At 71.9% G+C, this 16,665-nt stretch carries 17 protein-coding genes; 9 read left to right on the top strand and 8 right to left on the bottom strand.

From position 1 onward, the window contains the following. Nucleotides 1-16: 16 nt before the first annotated feature. Nucleotides 17-571, top strand: coding sequence for a YbaK/EbsC family protein (locus ACGFZQ_RS44810; protein ID WP_351733959.1), 555 nt, complete (start codon nt 17-19; stop codon nt 569-571). On the opposite strand, the gene ACGFZQ_RS44805 is transcribed toward ACGFZQ_RS44810, so the two are convergent. Further along, nucleotides 572-1,780 (bottom strand): cation diffusion facilitator family transporter, encoded by a 1,209-nt coding sequence (locus tag ACGFZQ_RS44805; protein WP_393845318.1) that lies wholly within the window; start codon nt 1,778-1,780, stop codon nt 572-574. A gap of 75 nt (nt 1,781-1,855) precedes the next feature. On the opposite strand from ACGFZQ_RS44805, the gene ACGFZQ_RS44800 reads away from it, so the two are divergent. Continuing rightward, nucleotides 1,856-2,221, top strand: a complete 366-nt coding sequence (locus tag ACGFZQ_RS44800; RefSeq protein ID WP_393845317.1) for an ArsR/SmtB family transcription factor — start codon at nt 1,856-1,858, stop codon at nt 2,219-2,221. Here the strand turns inward: ACGFZQ_RS44800 and ACGFZQ_RS44795 are convergent. Beyond that, nucleotides 2,202-2,612, bottom strand: coding sequence for a MarR family transcriptional regulator (locus ACGFZQ_RS44795; protein ID WP_393845316.1), 411 nt, complete (start codon nt 2,610-2,612; stop codon nt 2,202-2,204). The two genes, ACGFZQ_RS44800 and ACGFZQ_RS44795, sit on opposite strands and share 20 nt — an antisense overlap. A gap of 103 nt (nt 2,613-2,715) precedes the next feature. Here ACGFZQ_RS44795 and ACGFZQ_RS44790 point away from each other — a divergent pair, with 103 nt between their 5' ends. Beyond that, nucleotides 2,716-4,098 carry a DHA2 family efflux MFS transporter permease subunit gene (locus tag ACGFZQ_RS44790; RefSeq protein WP_393845315.1) on the top strand — a complete coding sequence of 461 codons (1,383 nt, stop codon included), beginning with the start codon at nt 2,716-2,718 and terminating at the stop codon, nt 4,096-4,098. 3 nt (nt 4,099-4,101) lie between these two features. Here ACGFZQ_RS44790 and ACGFZQ_RS44785 read toward each other — a convergent pair whose 3' ends face one another. The 3 genes from ACGFZQ_RS44785 to ACGFZQ_RS44775 form a co-directional block, all read right to left on the bottom strand. Continuing rightward, nucleotides 4,102-5,310 (bottom strand): 4-hydroxybenzoate 3-monooxygenase, encoded by a 1,209-nt coding sequence (locus ACGFZQ_RS44785; protein WP_393845314.1) that lies wholly within the window; start codon nt 5,308-5,310, stop codon nt 4,102-4,104. Between the two features lie 73 nt (nt 5,311-5,383). After that, nucleotides 5,384-7,021 carry an APC family permease gene (locus ACGFZQ_RS44780; protein ID WP_393845313.1) on the bottom strand — a complete coding sequence of 546 codons (1,638 nt, stop codon included), beginning with the start codon at nt 7,019-7,021 and terminating at the stop codon, nt 5,384-5,386. Between the two features lie 406 nt (nt 7,022-7,427). Further along, entirely contained in the window at nt 7,428-7,835 is a 408-nt protein-coding gene (locus ACGFZQ_RS44775; RefSeq protein WP_393845312.1) for a CoA-binding protein, read from the bottom strand. A gap of 545 nt (nt 7,836-8,380) precedes the next feature. On the opposite strand from ACGFZQ_RS44775, the gene ACGFZQ_RS44770 reads away from it, so the two are divergent. Continuing rightward, a complete protein-coding gene (locus ACGFZQ_RS44770) occupies nt 8,381-9,808 on the top strand; it encodes an MFS transporter (protein ID WP_393845311.1) in 1,428 nt (475 codons plus the stop codon). Nucleotides 9,809-9,891: 83 nt separating this feature from the next. Next, nucleotides 9,892-10,596, top strand: coding sequence for a TetR/AcrR family transcriptional regulator (locus ACGFZQ_RS44765; protein WP_351733948.1), 705 nt, complete (start codon nt 9,892-9,894; stop codon nt 10,594-10,596). 108 nt (nt 10,597-10,704) lie between these two features. Here ACGFZQ_RS44765 and ACGFZQ_RS44760 read toward each other — a convergent pair whose 3' ends face one another. Together ACGFZQ_RS44760 and ACGFZQ_RS44755 are read right to left on the bottom strand one after the other, a co-directional pair. Next, a complete protein-coding gene (locus tag ACGFZQ_RS44760) occupies nt 10,705-11,127 on the bottom strand; it encodes an SsgA family sporulation/cell division regulator (protein WP_393845310.1) in 423 nt (140 codons plus the stop codon). Between the two features lie 280 nt (nt 11,128-11,407). Then, nucleotides 11,408-11,815 carry a hypothetical protein gene (locus tag ACGFZQ_RS44755; protein ID WP_393845309.1) on the bottom strand — a complete coding sequence of 136 codons (408 nt, stop codon included), beginning with the start codon at nt 11,813-11,815 and terminating at the stop codon, nt 11,408-11,410. Nucleotides 11,816-12,204: 389 nt separating this feature from the next. Here ACGFZQ_RS44755 and ACGFZQ_RS44750 point away from each other — a divergent pair, with 389 nt between their 5' ends. The 4 genes from ACGFZQ_RS44750 (at nt 12,205) to ACGFZQ_RS44735 (ending at nt 15,312) form a co-directional block, all read left to right on the top strand. Then, the gene (locus tag ACGFZQ_RS44750) at nt 12,205-12,936 is read left to right on the top strand and encodes a hypothetical protein (protein ID WP_393845346.1); all 732 of its coding nucleotides are present in this window, start codon (nt 12,205-12,207) and stop codon (nt 12,934-12,936) included. Then, nucleotides 12,933-13,469, top strand: a complete 537-nt coding sequence (locus ACGFZQ_RS44745) for a SixA phosphatase family protein (protein ID WP_393845308.1) — start codon at nt 12,933-12,935, stop codon at nt 13,467-13,469. The genes ACGFZQ_RS44750 and ACGFZQ_RS44745 overlap by 4 nt, the downstream gene beginning before the upstream one ends. A 24-nt stretch (nt 13,470-13,493) precedes the next feature. Continuing rightward, on the top strand, nt 13,494-14,120 hold the full coding sequence (locus ACGFZQ_RS44740) for a YigZ family protein (RefSeq protein ID WP_351733940.1): 627 nt from the start codon (nt 13,494-13,496) through the stop codon (nt 14,118-14,120). A gap of 103 nt (nt 14,121-14,223) precedes the next feature. Further along, nucleotides 14,224-15,312 (top strand): LLM class flavin-dependent oxidoreductase, encoded by a 1,089-nt coding sequence (locus tag ACGFZQ_RS44735; RefSeq protein ID WP_393845307.1) that lies wholly within the window; start codon nt 14,224-14,226, stop codon nt 15,310-15,312. Nucleotides 15,313-15,317: 5 nt separating this feature from the next. Here ACGFZQ_RS44735 and ACGFZQ_RS44730 read toward each other — a convergent pair whose 3' ends face one another. Further along, nucleotides 15,318-16,598: an amidohydrolase family protein gene (locus ACGFZQ_RS44730; protein WP_393845306.1), complete on the bottom strand. Its 1,281-nt coding sequence runs from the start codon at nt 16,596-16,598 to the stop codon at nt 15,318-15,320. Between the last annotated feature and the right edge of the window lie 67 nt (nt 16,599-16,665).

Here is a 16,665-nt window from a genome sequence, read left to right as displayed (position 1 = left end):
CTGTTAGCGTGCGGACATGCGCGCACCCATCGGAGACTTCGACACCGCCGTCCCCGCCCCGGACTGCCTCGACGAGCTGACCGCCCCGGTCGCCGACGCCGTACGGCACTGGAGCGGCGCGGTCCCCGCCGAGCAGATCATCTACGTCGAGACCGACCCGCAGTGGGCGGACACCGCCGTCTTCGTCGAGCACTACGGGCGCGACCTGCTGGAGCGGTCGGCCAACTGTGTGGTGGTGGCGGGCAAGCGCGGCGGCGAGACGACGCTGGCGGCCTGTCTGGCCCTGTCCACCACCAAGGTCGACGTCAACGGTGTCGTGCGCCGCCATCTCGGCGCCCGCAAGGCCTCGTTCGCCTCGATGGACACCGCGACCGGGGAGACCGGCATGGAGTACGGCGGCATCACCCCGATCGGACTCCCGCGCGACTGGCTCCTGCTGGTGGACTCGGCCGTCGTCGACCTGCCCTACGTCCTGGTCGGCAGCGGCCGCCGGCGCGGCAAACTCCTGGTCCCCGGCAAGGCGTTCGCCGAGCTGCCGGGGGCGGTCGTGCTGGAGGGCCTGGGCGTCTAGCTAGAGCGTCGCGTGGTGGGCCAGCGCCAGGTGCGGGTCCTGCTCGCCGGGCGCGGGCGCCGGGTCGGCGTGCACCAGGGCCGCCGTCAGCCGGGGTACGGCGTGCAGCAGTGCGTGTTCCGCCGCCACCGCGACCGCGTGCGCCTGCCGTACGGTCGCCTCGCCGTCGACCACGACCGCGACCTCGGCCCGCAGCCGGTGCCCGATCCACCGCAGCCGCAGCTCACCCACCGCCCGCACCCCCGGCACCTCGCGCAGCGCCCGCTCGGCCCGGTCCGTCAACTCCGGGTCCACGGCGTCCATCACCCGCCGGAACACCTCGCGCGCCGCGTCCCGCAGGACCAGCACGATCGCCGCGGTGATCGCCAGCCCCACCAGCGGATCGGCGAGCTGCCAGCCGAGGGCCGAGCCGCCGGCCCCCAACAGGACGGCCAGTGAGGCGAATCCGTCGGTGCGGGCGTGCAGCCCGTCTGCCACCAGCGCCGCCGAGCCGATCTCCCTGCCGACCCGGATCCGGTACCGGGCCACCCACTCGTTCCCGGCGAACCCGACCAGCGCGGCCACCGCGACCGCCGGGAGGTGCGCGACCGGGCGCGGATCCAGCAGCCGGTCGACCGCGGTCCAGGCGGCGAAGGCGGCCGACGCGGTGATCGTCAGCACGATCGCGATCCCCGCGAGATCCTCGGCCCGCCCGTATCCGTAGGTGAAGCGGCTGTTCGCCGCGCGGCGCCCGAGCACGAAGGCGATGCCGAGCGGTACGGCGGTGAGCGCGTCGGCGGCGTTGTGCACGGTGTCGCCGAGCAGGGCGACGGAGCCGGACACGACCACGACGACCGCCTGCGCCAGCGCCGTCACCCCGAGCACGGCCAGCGAGACCCAGAGCGCGCGCATCCCCCGCGCCGAGGCCTCCAGAGCGGAGTCGAGCTTGTCGGCCGTCTCGTGGGAGTGGGGGGTGAGGAGGTGCCCGAGGCGGTGGCGGAGGCCGCCCGGCGACGAAGGGGAGTGGGAGTGGCCGTGACCGCGCTCGCCATCAGGACCGTGCGCGTGGGCGTGCTCGTGATGGTGCTGGTCGTGGGCGTGCGCCTGGTCGGGGTGGTGGCGGTCGTGGGCGTGCGCCTGTTCGGGGTGGTGGCGGTCGTGGGCGTGCGCCTGTTCAGGGTGGTGCCGGTCGTCCGCGGGTGCGTGCTCGTGGTGGTGCCGGTCGCTCATGCGGCTCCCCTCTCCGGTGCGGGGGACGTGGACATGCGACGCCCCCGAGGCCATTATGTGCGTATGAGCGCACGCATGCACCTATCACCTGCGCAGCATGCGCATCCGCGCAGCCCGGGCGAGGAGCAGTTCGCGCTCGCCGCCGAACTCCTCGCCCTGCTCGGCGACCGCACCCGCCTGACCCTGCTGCGCGCCCTGACGGCGGGGGAGGCCGACGTCACCACGCTCACCGAGGTCTGCGGTGCCGCGCGGCCCGCCGTCAGCCAGCATCTGGCCCGGCTCCGGCTCGCGGGCCTGGTGGGCACCCGCAAGGAGGGGCGCCGGGTGGTGTACTCGCTGCGCCACGGTCATCTGCGCCGGCTGGTCGACGAGGCGCTGAAGGTGGCCGACCACCGGCTCGCCGAGACCGCCGCCGAAGCTCCTACCGAAGCAGGGAACTGAGCTTCTCCAGCAGGGTGAGCACCTCGTCCGGGTCGCTGGTCGCCGCCGCGAGCGCCGGGCCCAGGGGTGCCTCCCGTACTGCTCGCATGCGGCCGGACGGCTCGGCGGCCGCGCTCAGCAGCGTACGGCGACCGTCGCGCGGGTCGGGTTCGGCCGTGGCCGCCTCGACATCGCGCAACCGGGCGACAGCGTTGGAGACCTGACTCTGTGCCAGGCCGGTGCGCTGGGCGATCTCGGTGACCGTGGTCCGGGGGTGGTCCCGCAGATCGGCGGCCACGATCAGCACCGTGCCCGTGCTGGTGGGGTGTTCGCCGATGCCGTCGGTGGGGATGGCGGACTCGGCGAGCTTCTGGAGGCGGTGGCCCAGCAGGTAGAGGTCGATGACGTTCACGCTCCTCAGGCTACATCTGCCCTAGATGCATCTCACGGAAATGCATCATGTGGAGATGCATCATATCTTGATGCATCTCCATCGGATGGATATGCTTCTGCCCATGCCGAAGACGACGAAGCTCCGTGGCAACCCCTGGGCCGTTCTGGTCACCCTCTCCCTCGGGTTCTTCATGACCCTGCTCGACATGACCATCGTCAACATCGCGATCCCGGACGTGATGAGCGACCTGCACACCGGGCTCGACCAGGTGATGTGGACCGTGAGCGGCTACACCCTGGTCCTGGCCGCACTGCTGGTGACGGCCGCGCGGCTCGGCGACATGAAGGGGCAGCGGACGCTGTTCGCGGCCGGGGTCGCGGTGTTCACCGCGGCCAGCGTGGTGTGCGGGCTGGCCGGCGGGGTCGAAGTCCTCGTCGCCGCACGGCTCGTGCAGGGGCTGGGGGCGGCGCTGCTCACCCCGCAGACCATGGCGCTGGTCATGGCCGTCTTCCCGGCCGAGCGACGCGGTACCGCGCTCGGCGTCTGGGGTTCGGTCGCCGGGGTGGCGACGCTGTCCGGACCGACCCTCGGCGGGCTCCTGGTCAGCACGGTCGGCTGGCGCTGGGTGTTCTTCGTCAACGTCCCGATCGGGCTGCTGGTCCTCGTCCTGACCTTCCTGCTCGTCCCCGACCTGCGCACCGGCCGCGCCCACCGGCTCGACCTGTCCGGCGCCCTGCTCTCCACCGCCGCGCTGACCTGCGTGACCTTCGCCCTGATGGAGGGCGACCGGTACTCCTGGAACGCCGGGATCCTGGCGCTCGCCGCCGCCGGACTGGTCCTTGCCGCCCTGTTCCTGCGCCAGCAGGCACGGCGTCAGGAGACCGAACCGCTCGTCCCGTTCCGGCTGTTCGCCGACCGTGGCTTCACCGTGATGACCGCGCTGGTCGGAGCGATCGGTGCCGCCCTGATCGCCGCCGTGCTGCCGCTCGGCCTCTACTTCCAGCAGCAGCTCGGCTTCAGCGCGGTGCACGCCGGACTGGCTCTCGCTCCCTCGCCGCTGGTCTCCCTCTTCGTCTCCCCGCTCGCCGGACGCCTCAGTGACCGGATCGGCGGCCGCCGGGTGCTGCTGGCCGGGCTGGTGTCCTTCTGCGCGGGTCTGCTCGCGGTGATCCTGCTTGCGCAGGGCTCGGCGTCGGCGCTGGTCTTCACCGTGCCGCTGATGTTCATGGGGCTCGGCACCGGCTGCATGATCGCACCGCTCTCCACCGAGGCGATGCGGTACGTCCCCGCGCCCCTGGCCGGAGCGGCCTCCGGGGTCAACAACACCGTCCGGCAACTGGGTTCGGTGCTCGGCTCGGCCGCCGCCACCGCGCTGATGGCCGCGGGCGCCACGCCGCCGGCCGGAATCCACCTGGCCATGGCCCTCGCGGTCGTACTGCTCGGCCTTGCCGGTACGGCACTCCTCGCGACCCGCGCGGGACAGCCGGCGGCCGTCCCCGCGTAGCGTTCAGAAGGCGGCGGCCGAGCCGAGGTACTGCTCGGCGAAGGCCGTCGCCGCCGCGCGTGAGGTGAACAGTCTGCGCAGCCGGGCCAGCGTGGTGCCCGCGAGGAACGGGTCGCCGGACGCGGTGCCGTGGTAGATGCCGGACAGGAACGCGGAGAACTCCTGGTAGTCCCAGACCCGGCGCAGACAGGCGTGGGAGTAACCGTTCAGCCCGGAGTCGTCGCCCTTGGTGACGTGCGCGGCGATCGCGTCGCCCAGCAGGAAGGCGTCGTGCAGGGCGAGGTTCATGCCCTTCGCGGCGATCGGCGCGGTCAGGTGCCCGGCGTCGCCGGCCAGGAAGAGGCGGCCGAACACCAGGGGTTCGACCACGTAGTTGTGCATGTCCAGCACGCGCTTCTCGACCAGCCGCCCCTCGTTGAGCGGCGGCGCCCCGGCCGCGTCGAGCCGTTCGCGCAGTTCGGCCCAGACCCGCTCGTGCGACCAGTTCTCCGGGTCGTCGCCCGGCGGGCACTGCAGGTAGTAGCGGGTGACCTCGGGGCTGCGCGCCATGTGCCCGGCGAAACCGTTCGGATGGACGCCGAACAGCACACAGTCCGAGGACGGCGGCGCCTCGGCGAGCAGCGCCAGCCAGCCGATGCCGTAGTCCTGCCGGGAGATCCGCACCCGCCCGTCCGGTATCGCGTCCCGGGTCACCCCGCGCGCTCCGTCACAGCCCGCGACGAACTCGCAGCGCAGGACGTGCCGTTGGCCGGTTTCGGGGTCGAGATACGACACGGCGGGCCGGTCGGTCTCCAGGTCGTGCAGCGTGACGTCCCGCACCCCGAACCTGATGTCCCCGCCGCGGACGTCGGCGTACTCCCGCACCAGGTCCGTCACCAGCAGCGGCTGCGGATAGACATAGTGGTGATGGCCCGTCAACTCGCCGTAGTCGAACCGGAAGCGCTCGTCGCCGAACCGGAACTCGCACTCGCTGTGCGTCTGCGCCCGGGCCAGCAGGGTGTCGGCCAGGCCGCGCTGCTGCAGGCCGCGGACCGCCCATTCCTCGATGATCCCGGCCCGGGGGCGGGTCTCGATGAACTGCCTGCTCTCGGTCTCCAGGACCACGCAGTCGACGGCGGCGGCCCGCAGGATGTTTCCGACGGCCAGTCCGGCGGGCCCGGCGCCCACGACGACGACCGTACGGCGTTCTTCGGAGGGGGAGTGGGGAGTCACGCCCACATTATGACGGTGTCCCGTCAGCCACGGCGGGGCGGCCATGGCTGACGGGACACGGGAGTCGGGACGGTCAGTGCACCGGGGCGTCGGTGACCACGACCTCGTCGATGCTGCGCTGGATGTCCTCGGCCGTGGAGGCGGTCGCCTTGGCCCAGTAGTAGATGACCACCGAGAAGACGGCGATGACGGCGATGTCCCACCACAGCGGGATGTTCCCCTGACCGCCGAAGCCGCCCTGCCAGGAGATCAGGCCCATGCCCAGGAGGTAGACGGGCAGCCACTGCGCGGCCTTGAAGTCCAGCCGGGGTGCGTCCGGCAGGTTCTTGCTGTGGGCGTACCAGGCGTAGCCGCCGAGCAGCAGATAGCCGAGGACGATCGCCAGGCCGAGCCGCCACAGGGTGCCCCAGCCGGCCCAGTAGATGATCAGGTTGGCCACCACGAACGCCACCGGCGAGATCATCTTGCCGCCGGGCAGCCGGTACGGGCGCTCATGGCCCGGCAGCTTGTCGGCGAAGACGCCGTACGCAAGCGGTGCGCCCGCGTACATCAGCACGCTCGCGGAGGTGATGAAGCCGACCAGTTGGTGCCAGCTCGGGAACGGCAGGAAGCAGATCACGCCGGTCACGAAGGACATGACGAGACCGAACCACGGCACACCGCGCGCGTCGGTCTTCGTGAAGATCTTCGGCGCGTAACCGTTCTTGGCCAGGCCGTAGGAGACCCGCGAGGTGGCGGTGGTGTAGATCAGGCCGGTGCCGCCGGGCGAGATGATCGCGTCCAGGTAGAGGACCCAGGCCAGCCAGCCGAGGCCCACCATGGTGGCGACGCCGGCCCACGGACCACTGTCGCCCTCGTACGCGAGGTGGGCCCAGCCGTGCGCAAAGGAGCTGTGCGACAGCGCGCCGATGAACACGATCTGGAGCAGGACGTAGATGACGGCACCGATCGCGACCGAGCCGAGCGTGGCGCGGGGCAGGTCCTTCTTCGGGTTGCGGCTCTCGCCTGCCAGCTGGATGGCCTGTTCGAAGCCGAGCAGCGCGAAGATGATGCCGCTGGTGCTGATCGCGGCCAGCACGCCCTTGGCGCCGAACGGCGCGAAGCCCTCCGAGTGGAAGTTGCCGGGGTGGAAGTTGCCGACCGCGATGATGAAGATCGCGGCCAGCGGTACGGCGATCTTCCACCAGGTCGCGGCGCTGTTGGTGTGTGCCAACACGCGCACGCCGAAGAAGTTCACGCCGACGAAGACCGCCATCAGCACGATCGCCACCAGCAGGCCGCTGGCTGTCAGGGTCTTGTCGGCGTGCTGGAAGTGCTGTGCCCACTTCCAGTGACCGGCGTAGCCGATCATGGCCTCGACCTCGATGGGCGCCACGGTCGCGGCCTGGAGCCAGGAGAACCAGCCGAACGACATGCCGGCCAGGCCGCCGAACGCGTAGTGGGGGTAGCGGGCCGTACCGCCCGCCACCGGGAACATACCGCCGAGCTCGGCGTGGACCAGAGCCAGCAGCACGATCGCGACCGCGCCGATCACCCACGAGATGATCGCCGAGGGACCGGCCTGCATGACCGCGTCGTGTGCGCCGTACAGCCAGCCGGACCCGATGATCGAGCCCACCGAGGCCCACATCAGGCCGATCAGCCCGACATCCCGCCTCAGACCGCCCGAAGGTGTGATGTCCTCCGTCGCGGCTTTCTCGACACTCACCATGTCAAGTGGCCTCTCAGTTTCTGAACGCAGATTTAACGAGCAAGAGGCCACAACTTAAGGGTGCGCGCCGCGCCGACTGAAGAGTGTTGCCCAAAATTTGACCCTCGATCGTTCCTGTCTTGGCCAAAGCTTTTGCACAGGTCAGAGGCGGTCACGGAATGTCCGTATTCAGTTGGGAAACGTGAGAAGAGGGTAAGACAGGCGTGGTCCGGGCGGGGAATTTCGATGGTCGGGCAGCGGTCCATGGCTATGTCCGGACCGGCGGCCCGCACCCGCTCGGAGGCCGCGTCGTCCGCGACCGCACCGGCCGACTCGCTGTTGACGAAGGCGTCCGCCATGTCGACCGGGACGGTGTGCGCAGGTGCGTTTCCGCTTCGTGTGGAGGTGAACCGGTGGGCCGGGTCGGTCAGCCGAGCCGTGGGATCTCGATGGCGGGGCAGCGGTCCATGACCATGTCGATGCCGGCATCGCGGGTGCGGTCGTACGCGGCTTCGTCGATCACGCCGAGCTGGAACCAGACAGCCTTGGCGCCGATGGAGACCGCCTCGTCGGCCACGACGCCGGCGAGGCTGCTGTTCACGAACACGTCGACCACGTCGACTTCGAAGGGGATCGCGTCCAGCGAGGGGTATCCCACCTCGCCGTGGACCGTCTCCGCCTTCGGGTGTACCGGCACGACGCGCTTGCCGAAGCGCTGCAGCACCGCGGCCACGCCGTATGCCGGACGCCGCTGGTTTGTGGACAGGCCGACGACCGCCCAGGTGTCGCCCAGCTCGGTGAGGACCTTGCGGACTGTGTCTGCGTCGCCGAACATGCCCGGACTCCTTGAGGTTGATACGAAGACTGCCGTCCGTGGCAACGATGAGTCGGCCCTGGCGATTCCTCTGGGTCGCGGCCGGAGGTCGTGGTCTGTTCCGGCCAGGACGCCAGGAGCCCCGCAGTGCCGGGCGGTTGCCCCAGGGGCGCGATCGAAGGGGCGCAGCTGGATTCCGACGGCTGCCTTTTCACGGCCATGCCCGAACTTCGAGCAAGGTCGCCCCGGCCGTCCCGGACATCGCCATGACGCCGCCGTCCGGCAGCGCGTCCATCCGCCCCAGTTCCTTCGCCCGGCCGTTGAACGCCGTGCCCGGGGCGGGCGGTTGTGCCGGTACGGAGGAAACGGCCGGGGGCTGGTAGCGGCGTCTCGTCGGCGCGCGGGATCCGGCCGTACGGCTCCTGCAGCCGGGGCGGGGCGTGCCTGGCGGCAGGGGTCGAGATCCGGGTCCACGAGCTGCCGCCGGGTGATCACGCAGTCCCGCGCATATGTCCCTTATCGTGGCTTTTGATGTCATGCCCCGGCGGATGGGACGGAGGGGGGCCGTGGCGTTCACGGAATCGGCCGGCGGTGGTGAGCCGATGTCCTCTGCCGAGTCGGGCCCGGAGTCCGGGCGGCGTTCCTGGGCGCCGCTGCTGGCGGTGTGCGCCGGCTATTTCATGGTGATCCTGGATGTGACGGCCATCAACGTCGCCGTGCCGGTGATCGGCCGGGACCTGTCGGCCTCGCTCACCGGCATCCAGTGGATCACCGACGGGTACACCCTCGTCTTCGCCGGGTTCCTGCTGACCGGTGGCGCGCTGGGCGACCGGCTGGGCAACCGGCGGGTCTTCTGCTCGGGCGTGGCGGTGTTCACTCTGTCCTCGGCCGCGTGCGCGCTCGCGCCGAACGCCCCTTTCCTGGTTGCGGCCCGGCTGGCGGAGGGGCTCGGTGCGGCACTGATCGTGCCCGGTTCCCTGGCCCTGCTCCAGCAGGCCTACCCGGGGTCGGCCGCACGTTCGCGGGCCTTCGGGCTGTGGGGTTCGATGGCGGGCATCGCGGCCGCGGCCGGCCCGCTGCTGGGCGGGCTGCTCGTCTCCACTCTGGGCTGGCGCTGGGTGTTCCTCATCAACCTGCCCGTCGGTGTGGCCTGCCTGGTGCTGACGCTGCGGCATGTGGCACGCTCGCCGCGGCGCGCCGCCCGGGCCCTGGACTGGCCGGCGCAGTGCGCGGTGGTGGCGGCGGTGGCGCTGCTGACCGCGGCGCTCAACGAGGCCGGACGGCGGGGCTGGTCCGATCCGGCTGTTCTCGCCGGGATCGGCCTGGCCGTGCTGGCCGCCGCGGCGTTCGTGGTGCGCGAGCGGCTGGCCCGCTCTCCCGTCCTTCCGCCGAGCCTGCTGCGCTCTCGTGCGATGAGCGGTGGAGCCGTCATCGGCCTGCTGTTCAACTTCGGCTTCTACGGCATGGTGTTCACCGCCAGCCTGGAATTCCAGCACCAGCGCGGCTTCAGCGCCCTCGGCACCGGGCTGGCGCTGTTCCCGGCGGTGGCGATGACCATGTTCGCCTCGGTTCTGTCCGGGCGGCTGAGCCGCCGCACCGGCGATCGTCCACTGGTGGTCTCCGGCATGCTCCTGGCCGCCCTGGGGCTGGCCGGGTGGGCCGCGGCGGGAGCCGACCCCGCCTACCCGCTGCTGGTGGCCCCGATGATGGCCGCGGGATTCGGTACCTCCTTCGCCCTCACCGGTTCGACCGCCACCGTGATGGGTGCCGCGCCTTCGGCGTACTCGGGCGCCGCCTCCGCCCTGTTCAACACCACCCGCCAGATCGGCAGCGCCACCGGCGTCGCGCTCGGCGGCAGCCTGCTCGCCACAGCCACGGACTACAACACCGGGCTGCGCACCAGCATGGCCATCGGCGCGCTCGCCTACCTGGCCGCCGCAGGCCTCGCGTGGCTGCGCGTGCCGGCGAAACCGAAAGGAGCTGGACCGTCCTGAGGCCTTCGGGCAGGCCGCCGCGTCCGTGCCATGAGCAGGGTCACATCCCGAATTCGAGGGGCCCCTCATGTTAGTCTTGAAGCATGAGCCAGCAGCACGTCCTGTCCGCGTCCCCGGCGTCGGCCAAGCCGCTGCGCCGTGACGCGCAGCGCAACAGGGACGCGATCGTGGCAGCCGCTCGCAAGGCCTTCGCCGCGGAGGGGCTCGACGCGTCCCTGGAGGGTGTGGCCCGCGAGGCGGGCGTCGCGATCGGGACGCTCTACCGGCACTTCCCCCGCAGGCTCGACCTGGTCGAAGAGCTTTTCACCGCGAAGTTCACGGAACTGCTGGCCGCGGCTGAAGAGGCCGCGGCCATGGACGACGCCTGGGAAGGGTTCTGCCACTACCTGGAGAAGCTCTGCGAACTGCAGGCCTGTGACCACGCCTTCAACGACCTGGTCTCGGCCCGGCTGCCGCTTCACGCGCTCGGCAGGGGAATGTTCGAGCGTGCCGGAGAACGGGCCGCTCAGATCTTCCGCAACGCCCAGGAGCAGGGCGTCCTCCGTGACGATGTCACCCCGGAGGACCTCGCTTTCGTGATCTGGTCCCAGGCCGGGATCATCCAGGCCACCCGTGCCGTCGCCCCCAACGCCTGGCGCCGCCACCTTCACCTGCTCCTCGACGCCTTCCGCGCCCAGTGTGCCCACGAGCTGCCGGAGCCGCCGCTGACACCCCAGCAGGTCGACCAGACCCTCACCACTCTCGAGTGCCCCGAAGCGGAGTGCCGCGAGTGCCACGAGGAGGCCTGAGCCTCGGCAGGTGAGGTCCCGGGCGACGGGACACACAGCGAGCCCGGTGCCGCAGTCGGCACCGGGCTCACTCGCGTTCGCCAGGGCGTCGCCGTTCAGGGGAGCCGTTCAGTTTCCCGCCAGCAACTGTGCCAGCTCCGCGTCCAGGTCGAGCCGGCTGGATTCGGTCCCCGGCGGCACCACGGACCGCGTCTCGCGCAGGAAGGAATCCACGCCCCGCGCGGGGAACTCGAGCAGGGCCGATCCCGCGGGTGAGCGCAGGGCGACGAACACCACGTCGCGTCCCGGGTCGGCGGCCGGCCACATGAGCACGTCGCCGTGCCCGGTGTGCTCGCTCAGGGCCTGAGCCAGCATGTCGCGACTGAAGAACCACTCGACCGTCCGGCCCTCGCCCGGGGGGTGGAAGACGGCGCGGACGGCGTAGGGGTCGTCCGCCTCGTACCGCAGTACCGCGTACATCGGCACCGACAGCTCGTGTGACAGGACGAACTGCACGGGCAGCTCGTACGCCACGGTTCTGACCGATCTCACTGTCCCTCACTCCTGCGTCCCGCTCGCCCGGCACCGCGTTCGCCCCCCGGCGGTTTCGAGGCACGGGACGTAATGGCATCGCCGGCGCGAGCGGAAGCGCCGGAAGACGGGAGCAGCACACGCGGTTCCTGCGTGTCGGCCCCGTTCGGCCAGGAAGCGATTTCATCGGACCGGGCCCGATGCCGGCCCGGCGAGCGGCCGGTCCGACGAGCCGCGACGACGTGACCCCCGGCCACGTCGTCGCGGCTCGTCACACCGGCCGCGACGGTCTGCGGCCGCATCAGCGCTGGTGCAGGTACCAGGCGACCTGGTCCAGGTACCAGCGGTCGTCGCCGACGCCGTACCGCGTCGTCTTCTCCTGCCAGCGGTGCCCGTCCCAGACGTACAGGTGGCGGCCGTCCCGACGCTCTTCCTGCGTGCGGTAGTGGTGCCGGTCGTCGTTCTTGGACCAGCCGCGGGGCGCGTCCCAGCCGTCGTCCTGTTCCCCGTGGTGGCCGCTCTCGTACCCGACCTCGCGCTGGCCGTCACGGTCGCTGCCGGTAGCGAGGGCGGCGACCGAGGATCGCGGGTGCTCCGCGGGTCCCGGGGCCGTCGCCGCCGATGCCGAGCCGCCGGCTCCGAGGAGGGCTCCGCCCGCCACTGCCGTAGAAGCAACGGCGATCGAGACGCGCCTGATCCACGTGTTCATAGTCAGTTCCTTGTGAGGTGCTGCGATTCCGCCGATGTGGCGGCCGCTGTCATGTCCGTGTTGTGCGACCCGGAGATTCCGGATCGGCCGGTGCCGAGCTGTGGGGGACATCCTGAGGGGGTCCTCATGTTCGGCGCTGCCCAGCGTACTCGAGGGGTGCCTCATGTTTACGGTGAAGCCCATCACAGCACGTCGGGAGGGGGCGACCGGCGCGAGCGGTGCCCAGACGCGGGAGGGGTGCGGGGCGCGCGCATTACCGTCGGGACAGTCTTCGCGGCGGCAGGCATCCCATGTCCCGCATGTCCCGCATGTCCCGCATGTCCCGCCACGGTGACCGGAATCGGCGCAAGGTGCCTGCGTACGGCCTCCCGCCCGCCTACGCTCAGCCCGTGCTGCGCATCCTCGACGCCAAGACCGGTGACACCGTCCCCGCCGCCCCCGCCCGCCGTGCCCTGACCCGGGTCGAGGCCCATGCCTCCGGGTACGACCTGACGGCGCTGCGGGTCCTGCTCACCACCGACCTGCTCCTGCGCGCCCTGGAGATCGGCGGCACCCCGGTCCTGCCCCTGCTCACCGCCGACCAACACCAGGCCGAGCTGCACGCCGCCGCCACCACGCTCGGTATCCGCCCCTTCGAGGACGGCCGCGACCTCTCCTCGGGTCTGGGCGAGGCCCAGGTCGTCCACGTGGCGGCGGAGGGCGTGACCGTGCCCGGCACCGGGCCGACCGTCGCCGTCGCCCCGGCCGGCGGTCCCGATGCCGGCGTCCTCAACGGGCTCGCCGACCCCGCCGCACTCCGGCTCGCCCTTCTCGATGCCCCGCGCGGCACGGCCGTCCATCTCGGTGCCGGCGCCCTCGACGCGGCGGGGCGGCGGCTCGGGCGACTGCGGCAGGCCGTGGCCCAGTGGGCGCGCAGCCCCTCGCGGCCGGTGCCCGAGAAGGTGCGGGGACGGCTGCGGGACGCCTGGGAGGGCGACCTCGACGTGCCCGGGGTGCTGGGCGTCCTGCGCTGGATGGAGAACCAGCCCGAGATCCCCGACGGCGCCCGCTTCGAGACCTGTGCCTACGCCGACCGGCTGCTCGCCCTCGACCTCACCCGCGACCTCGGGAGCGCCGCGTGACCGCGGGGGTGGGACCACTGCGCCGCCTGGTCGTCCTGCGGCACGCCAAGTCGGCCTGGCCCGCGGGCGTCCCCGACCAGCTGCGCCCGCTCGCGCCCCGCGGCCGCCGGGACGCACCCGCCGCCGGCCGCGCCCTCGCCGCGTCCGACTGCCTGCCCGACCTCGCGGTCTGCTCCACCGCGGTACGCGCCCGGCAGACCTGGGACCTGGCCTCCGCCCAGTGGGGCACACCACCGCCGGTGCGCCACGACCACCGGGTGTACGCGGCCGGCGTACCCGACCTCCTGGAGGTGGTGCGCGAGGCCCCGGCCGAGGTGGAGACGCTGCTGCTGGTCGGGCACAACCCGGGACTGGAGGAACTGGTCCTGGAACTGGCGGGGGACGGCCTGGACGACACCCTGGAGCAGGTGCGGAGGAAGTTCCCGACGTCGGCGATCGCCGTCCTGGCCTGGCACGGGACGCGATGGGCGGCGCTGGTCCCGGGGACGGCACTGCTCACGGAGGTCACGGTGGCTCGCGGGGAGAAGGACTGACAGGTGTCCGCATAGGGTGGGCGGATGCAGGACGAGTACCGCACAGTCGCCCGCGCGGGCACCCACGAGACCGAGGTCAACCGCTCCCGCTTCCTGTGCGCCCTCGCCCCGGCGGCCACCGAGCAGGAGGCCCAGGACTTCGTCGCGCGCGTCCGCAAGGAGCACGCCGACGCCACCCACAACTGCTGGGCCTACGTCATCGGCGCCGACGCCTCCACACAGAAGGCCAGCGACGACGGCGAACCGGGCGGCACCGCCGGCGTCCCGATGCTCCAGATGCTGCTGCGCCGCGACATGCGGTACGTCGTCGCCGTCGTCACCCGCTACTACGGCGGGGTCAAGCTCGGCGCCGGCGGACTCATCCGCGCGTACGGCGGCGCGGTCGGCGAGGCCCTCGACACCCTCGGCGCGATCACCCGCCGCCGCTTCCGGCTGGCCACGGTGACCGTCGACCACCAGCGGGCCGGCAAGGTCCAGAACGACCTGCGAGCCACCGGCCGCGAGGTCCGTGACGTCCGCTACGGCGAGGCGGTCACCATCGAGATCGGGCTGCCGGACGCCGACGTGGACGCCTTCCGCGCGTGGCTGGCCGACGCGACGGCGGGCACGGCCGGCCTCGAACTGGGCGGGGAGGCCTACGGGGACGCGTGAGGACGGTGCGCGTGATCGGGGCCCCGTTCGTACCGATGGAGGCGGATCGCTCAACGGACCGCGGACGTTTGGCGGCAGCCGGGTCCTTCCTAGGGTGCTGTCCATGAGCGTTCTTCGAGAGGTGCCGGTGAGCACGGACAAGGGCCCGCTGCGGATCGGGGTGCGCATCCCTCCGTGCGACCGGGCGGACCGGGTGGCCCGGACCGTACGGCGGGCCGAGGAACTCGGGTTCGACCAGGTGTGGTTCCCCGACTCGCAGCTGCTGTGGCGGGACGTGTTCACCACGCTGACCGCCGCCGCCCTGGGCACCGAGCGGATCGGCCTCGGTACCGCCGTCACCAACGTGGCGACCCGGCACCCGTCCGTCGTCGCCTCGGCCGCACGCAGCGTGGCCGAACTCGCGCCCGGCAGGTTCACCCTCGGCCTCGGCGTGGGCAACAGCTCCGTGGCGCCCGTCGGCCTGCGGCAGACCAACGCGGCACAACTGCGCGAGGGACTGAGCATGCTGCGCGCGCTGCTGGACGGGCACGAGTGGGACTTCGACGGCAGGGCCCGCTCCCGGCTGCGCGATCCCCAGCCCTCGGTGCCGATCCATCTGGCCGCGAGCGGGCCGCGGAACCTGCGCCTGGCCGGTGAGATCGCCGACGGTGTCATCCTGCTCAGCGGTGTCTCACCGCGAACCCTGGCCGCCGCCACCGCCCGGGTGCGGGAAGGTGCCGAGGCGGTCGGCCGGAGTGCCGGGACACTGCCGGTGACCGTCTCCGCGTTCTGCGCGGTGACCGACGACATCGTGGCCGAGGCCCGCCAGATCAAGCCGATCTGCGCCTCGATCGCGCAGAACGGCGGCGCGCCCTTCCTCGCCCTCGCAGGGATCGACGTGGACGTCCCGGCGACGGTGGAAGGCGTCTGTCCGGACCTCGTGCACGCCGAGGACTGGGACGCGGCCGTCAGGATCTGTTCGGCCTGGATCAGCGACGACGCGGCCGTCCGGTTCGCCCAGGAGTTCTGCCTGTTCGGAACGGCCGCACAGATCACGGAACGGCTCCGGACACTGCGCGCGTCGGGGGTGACCGATGTCTTCCTGCAGCACGTCGGCTCCTACGACGCGCCCGCCGAACTGATCGAGACCGTCGGTTCCGCGGTCCTGCCGGACCTCCGTTCCGCCGCCCGGAGCGGGAAGGCCGGCACATGAAAACGTCAGCGTCGTCCGGCCGGCGGCAGCAGATCCTTGCGTACGACGCCGTCCTGGACGACGCACACGATGTTCCCGGGATCGCCGAGCACCCCGATGTCCGTGAGCGGGTCGCCCTCGCACAGGACCAGATCGGCGGTCCTGCCGGCGGCCAGCGTGCCCAGCCGGTCGGAGAGGCCCAGGAGTTCGGCGGAGGTGCGGGTGCCGGCGACGATGGCGGCCATGGGGTCCATGCCCAGCTCCACGAGATAGCTGAGCTCCAGCAGGTTCTGGCCGTGCGGGCAGACGGCGGCGTCGGTGCCGAGCGCGATGCGGGCGCCCTGCTCGATGGCGCGCGCGATGTTCTCCTTGGTGATGCCCGACCAGCGGATCTTCTTCTGGTAGTGGTGCGCGGGCATCGTGTTCCTGTCGATCCCCGCGAACACCGTGGACAGCGTCGGCACCACGAAGGTCCCCCGCTCGCCCGCCAGGTCCAGCGCCTGCTCGTCCAGGCCGTAGCCGTGCTCGATGCTGGTGACGCCGCCGTGGATGGCGTTGAGGATGCCCGCGGTGCCCTGGGCGTGGGCGGCGACCGGCTTGCCGCCGTGCCGCCGGCACTCGTCCACCACGGCCCGGATCTCCTCTTCGAGCAGTCCCTCGTCCTCGGGCTGGTCGTAGGGGCTGGCCATACCGCCGGTGGCGCAGATCTTGATCACGTCGGCGCCCGCGCGCAGCATCGTGCGTACCGCGAGCCGGGACTCGTCCACGGTGTCGGCCAGCTCCGCCATCTCGCCGCCGCTGAGGTCGGTGCCGTCGGGCAGCCGGAAGTCGGCATGCCCGCCGGTGTGGCTGATGATCCGTACGGCGGTGTGCAGCCGGGGGCCGACGATCCGGCCGGTCTCGACAGCGGTACGGAATCCGGTGGACAGTCCGCCCAGGTCACGGGCGGTGGTGATGCCGGCGTCCAGGGTCTGCCGGAGCCGGGTCGCGGTGTCGTAGGTGACCAGCACCGGGTCGAGTTCGCCACGGCGCCCGGGCGGCGAGCCCTGCGCGTACGCGAGGTGGGTGTGGCAGTCGAAGAACCCGGGGAGCACCGTCCGGCCGCCCGCGTCGATGATCCGGACCGCGGCGGTGTCACCGGGCATCGGCGGGGCCGCGGCGGCCGGGCCGGCGTAGGTGAGCGTTCCCTCCGCATCCGAGACGATGACGGCGTCGTCCACCGGGAGGGCGCCGGTACCGTCGATGAGGCGGGCGTTCTCGACTCGCAGCGCGGTCCTGAAGGTCTCTTGCGTCATGGCATCCGTCATGGTGGGGCCGAATCACTCCTCGGTATCAGGAACCCCGGTATCGGGCACCTCGGTGTCAGGAACAGGC

Origin of the sequence: Streptomyces sp. NPDC048254, from assembly GCF_043201895.1 — a bacterium.
Classification (GTDB): Bacteria; Actinomycetota; Actinomycetes; order Streptomycetales; family Streptomycetaceae; genus Streptomyces.
Note: the sequence above shows the minus strand (reverse complement) of the source record. Positions and strands in the feature narration are given on the sequence as shown.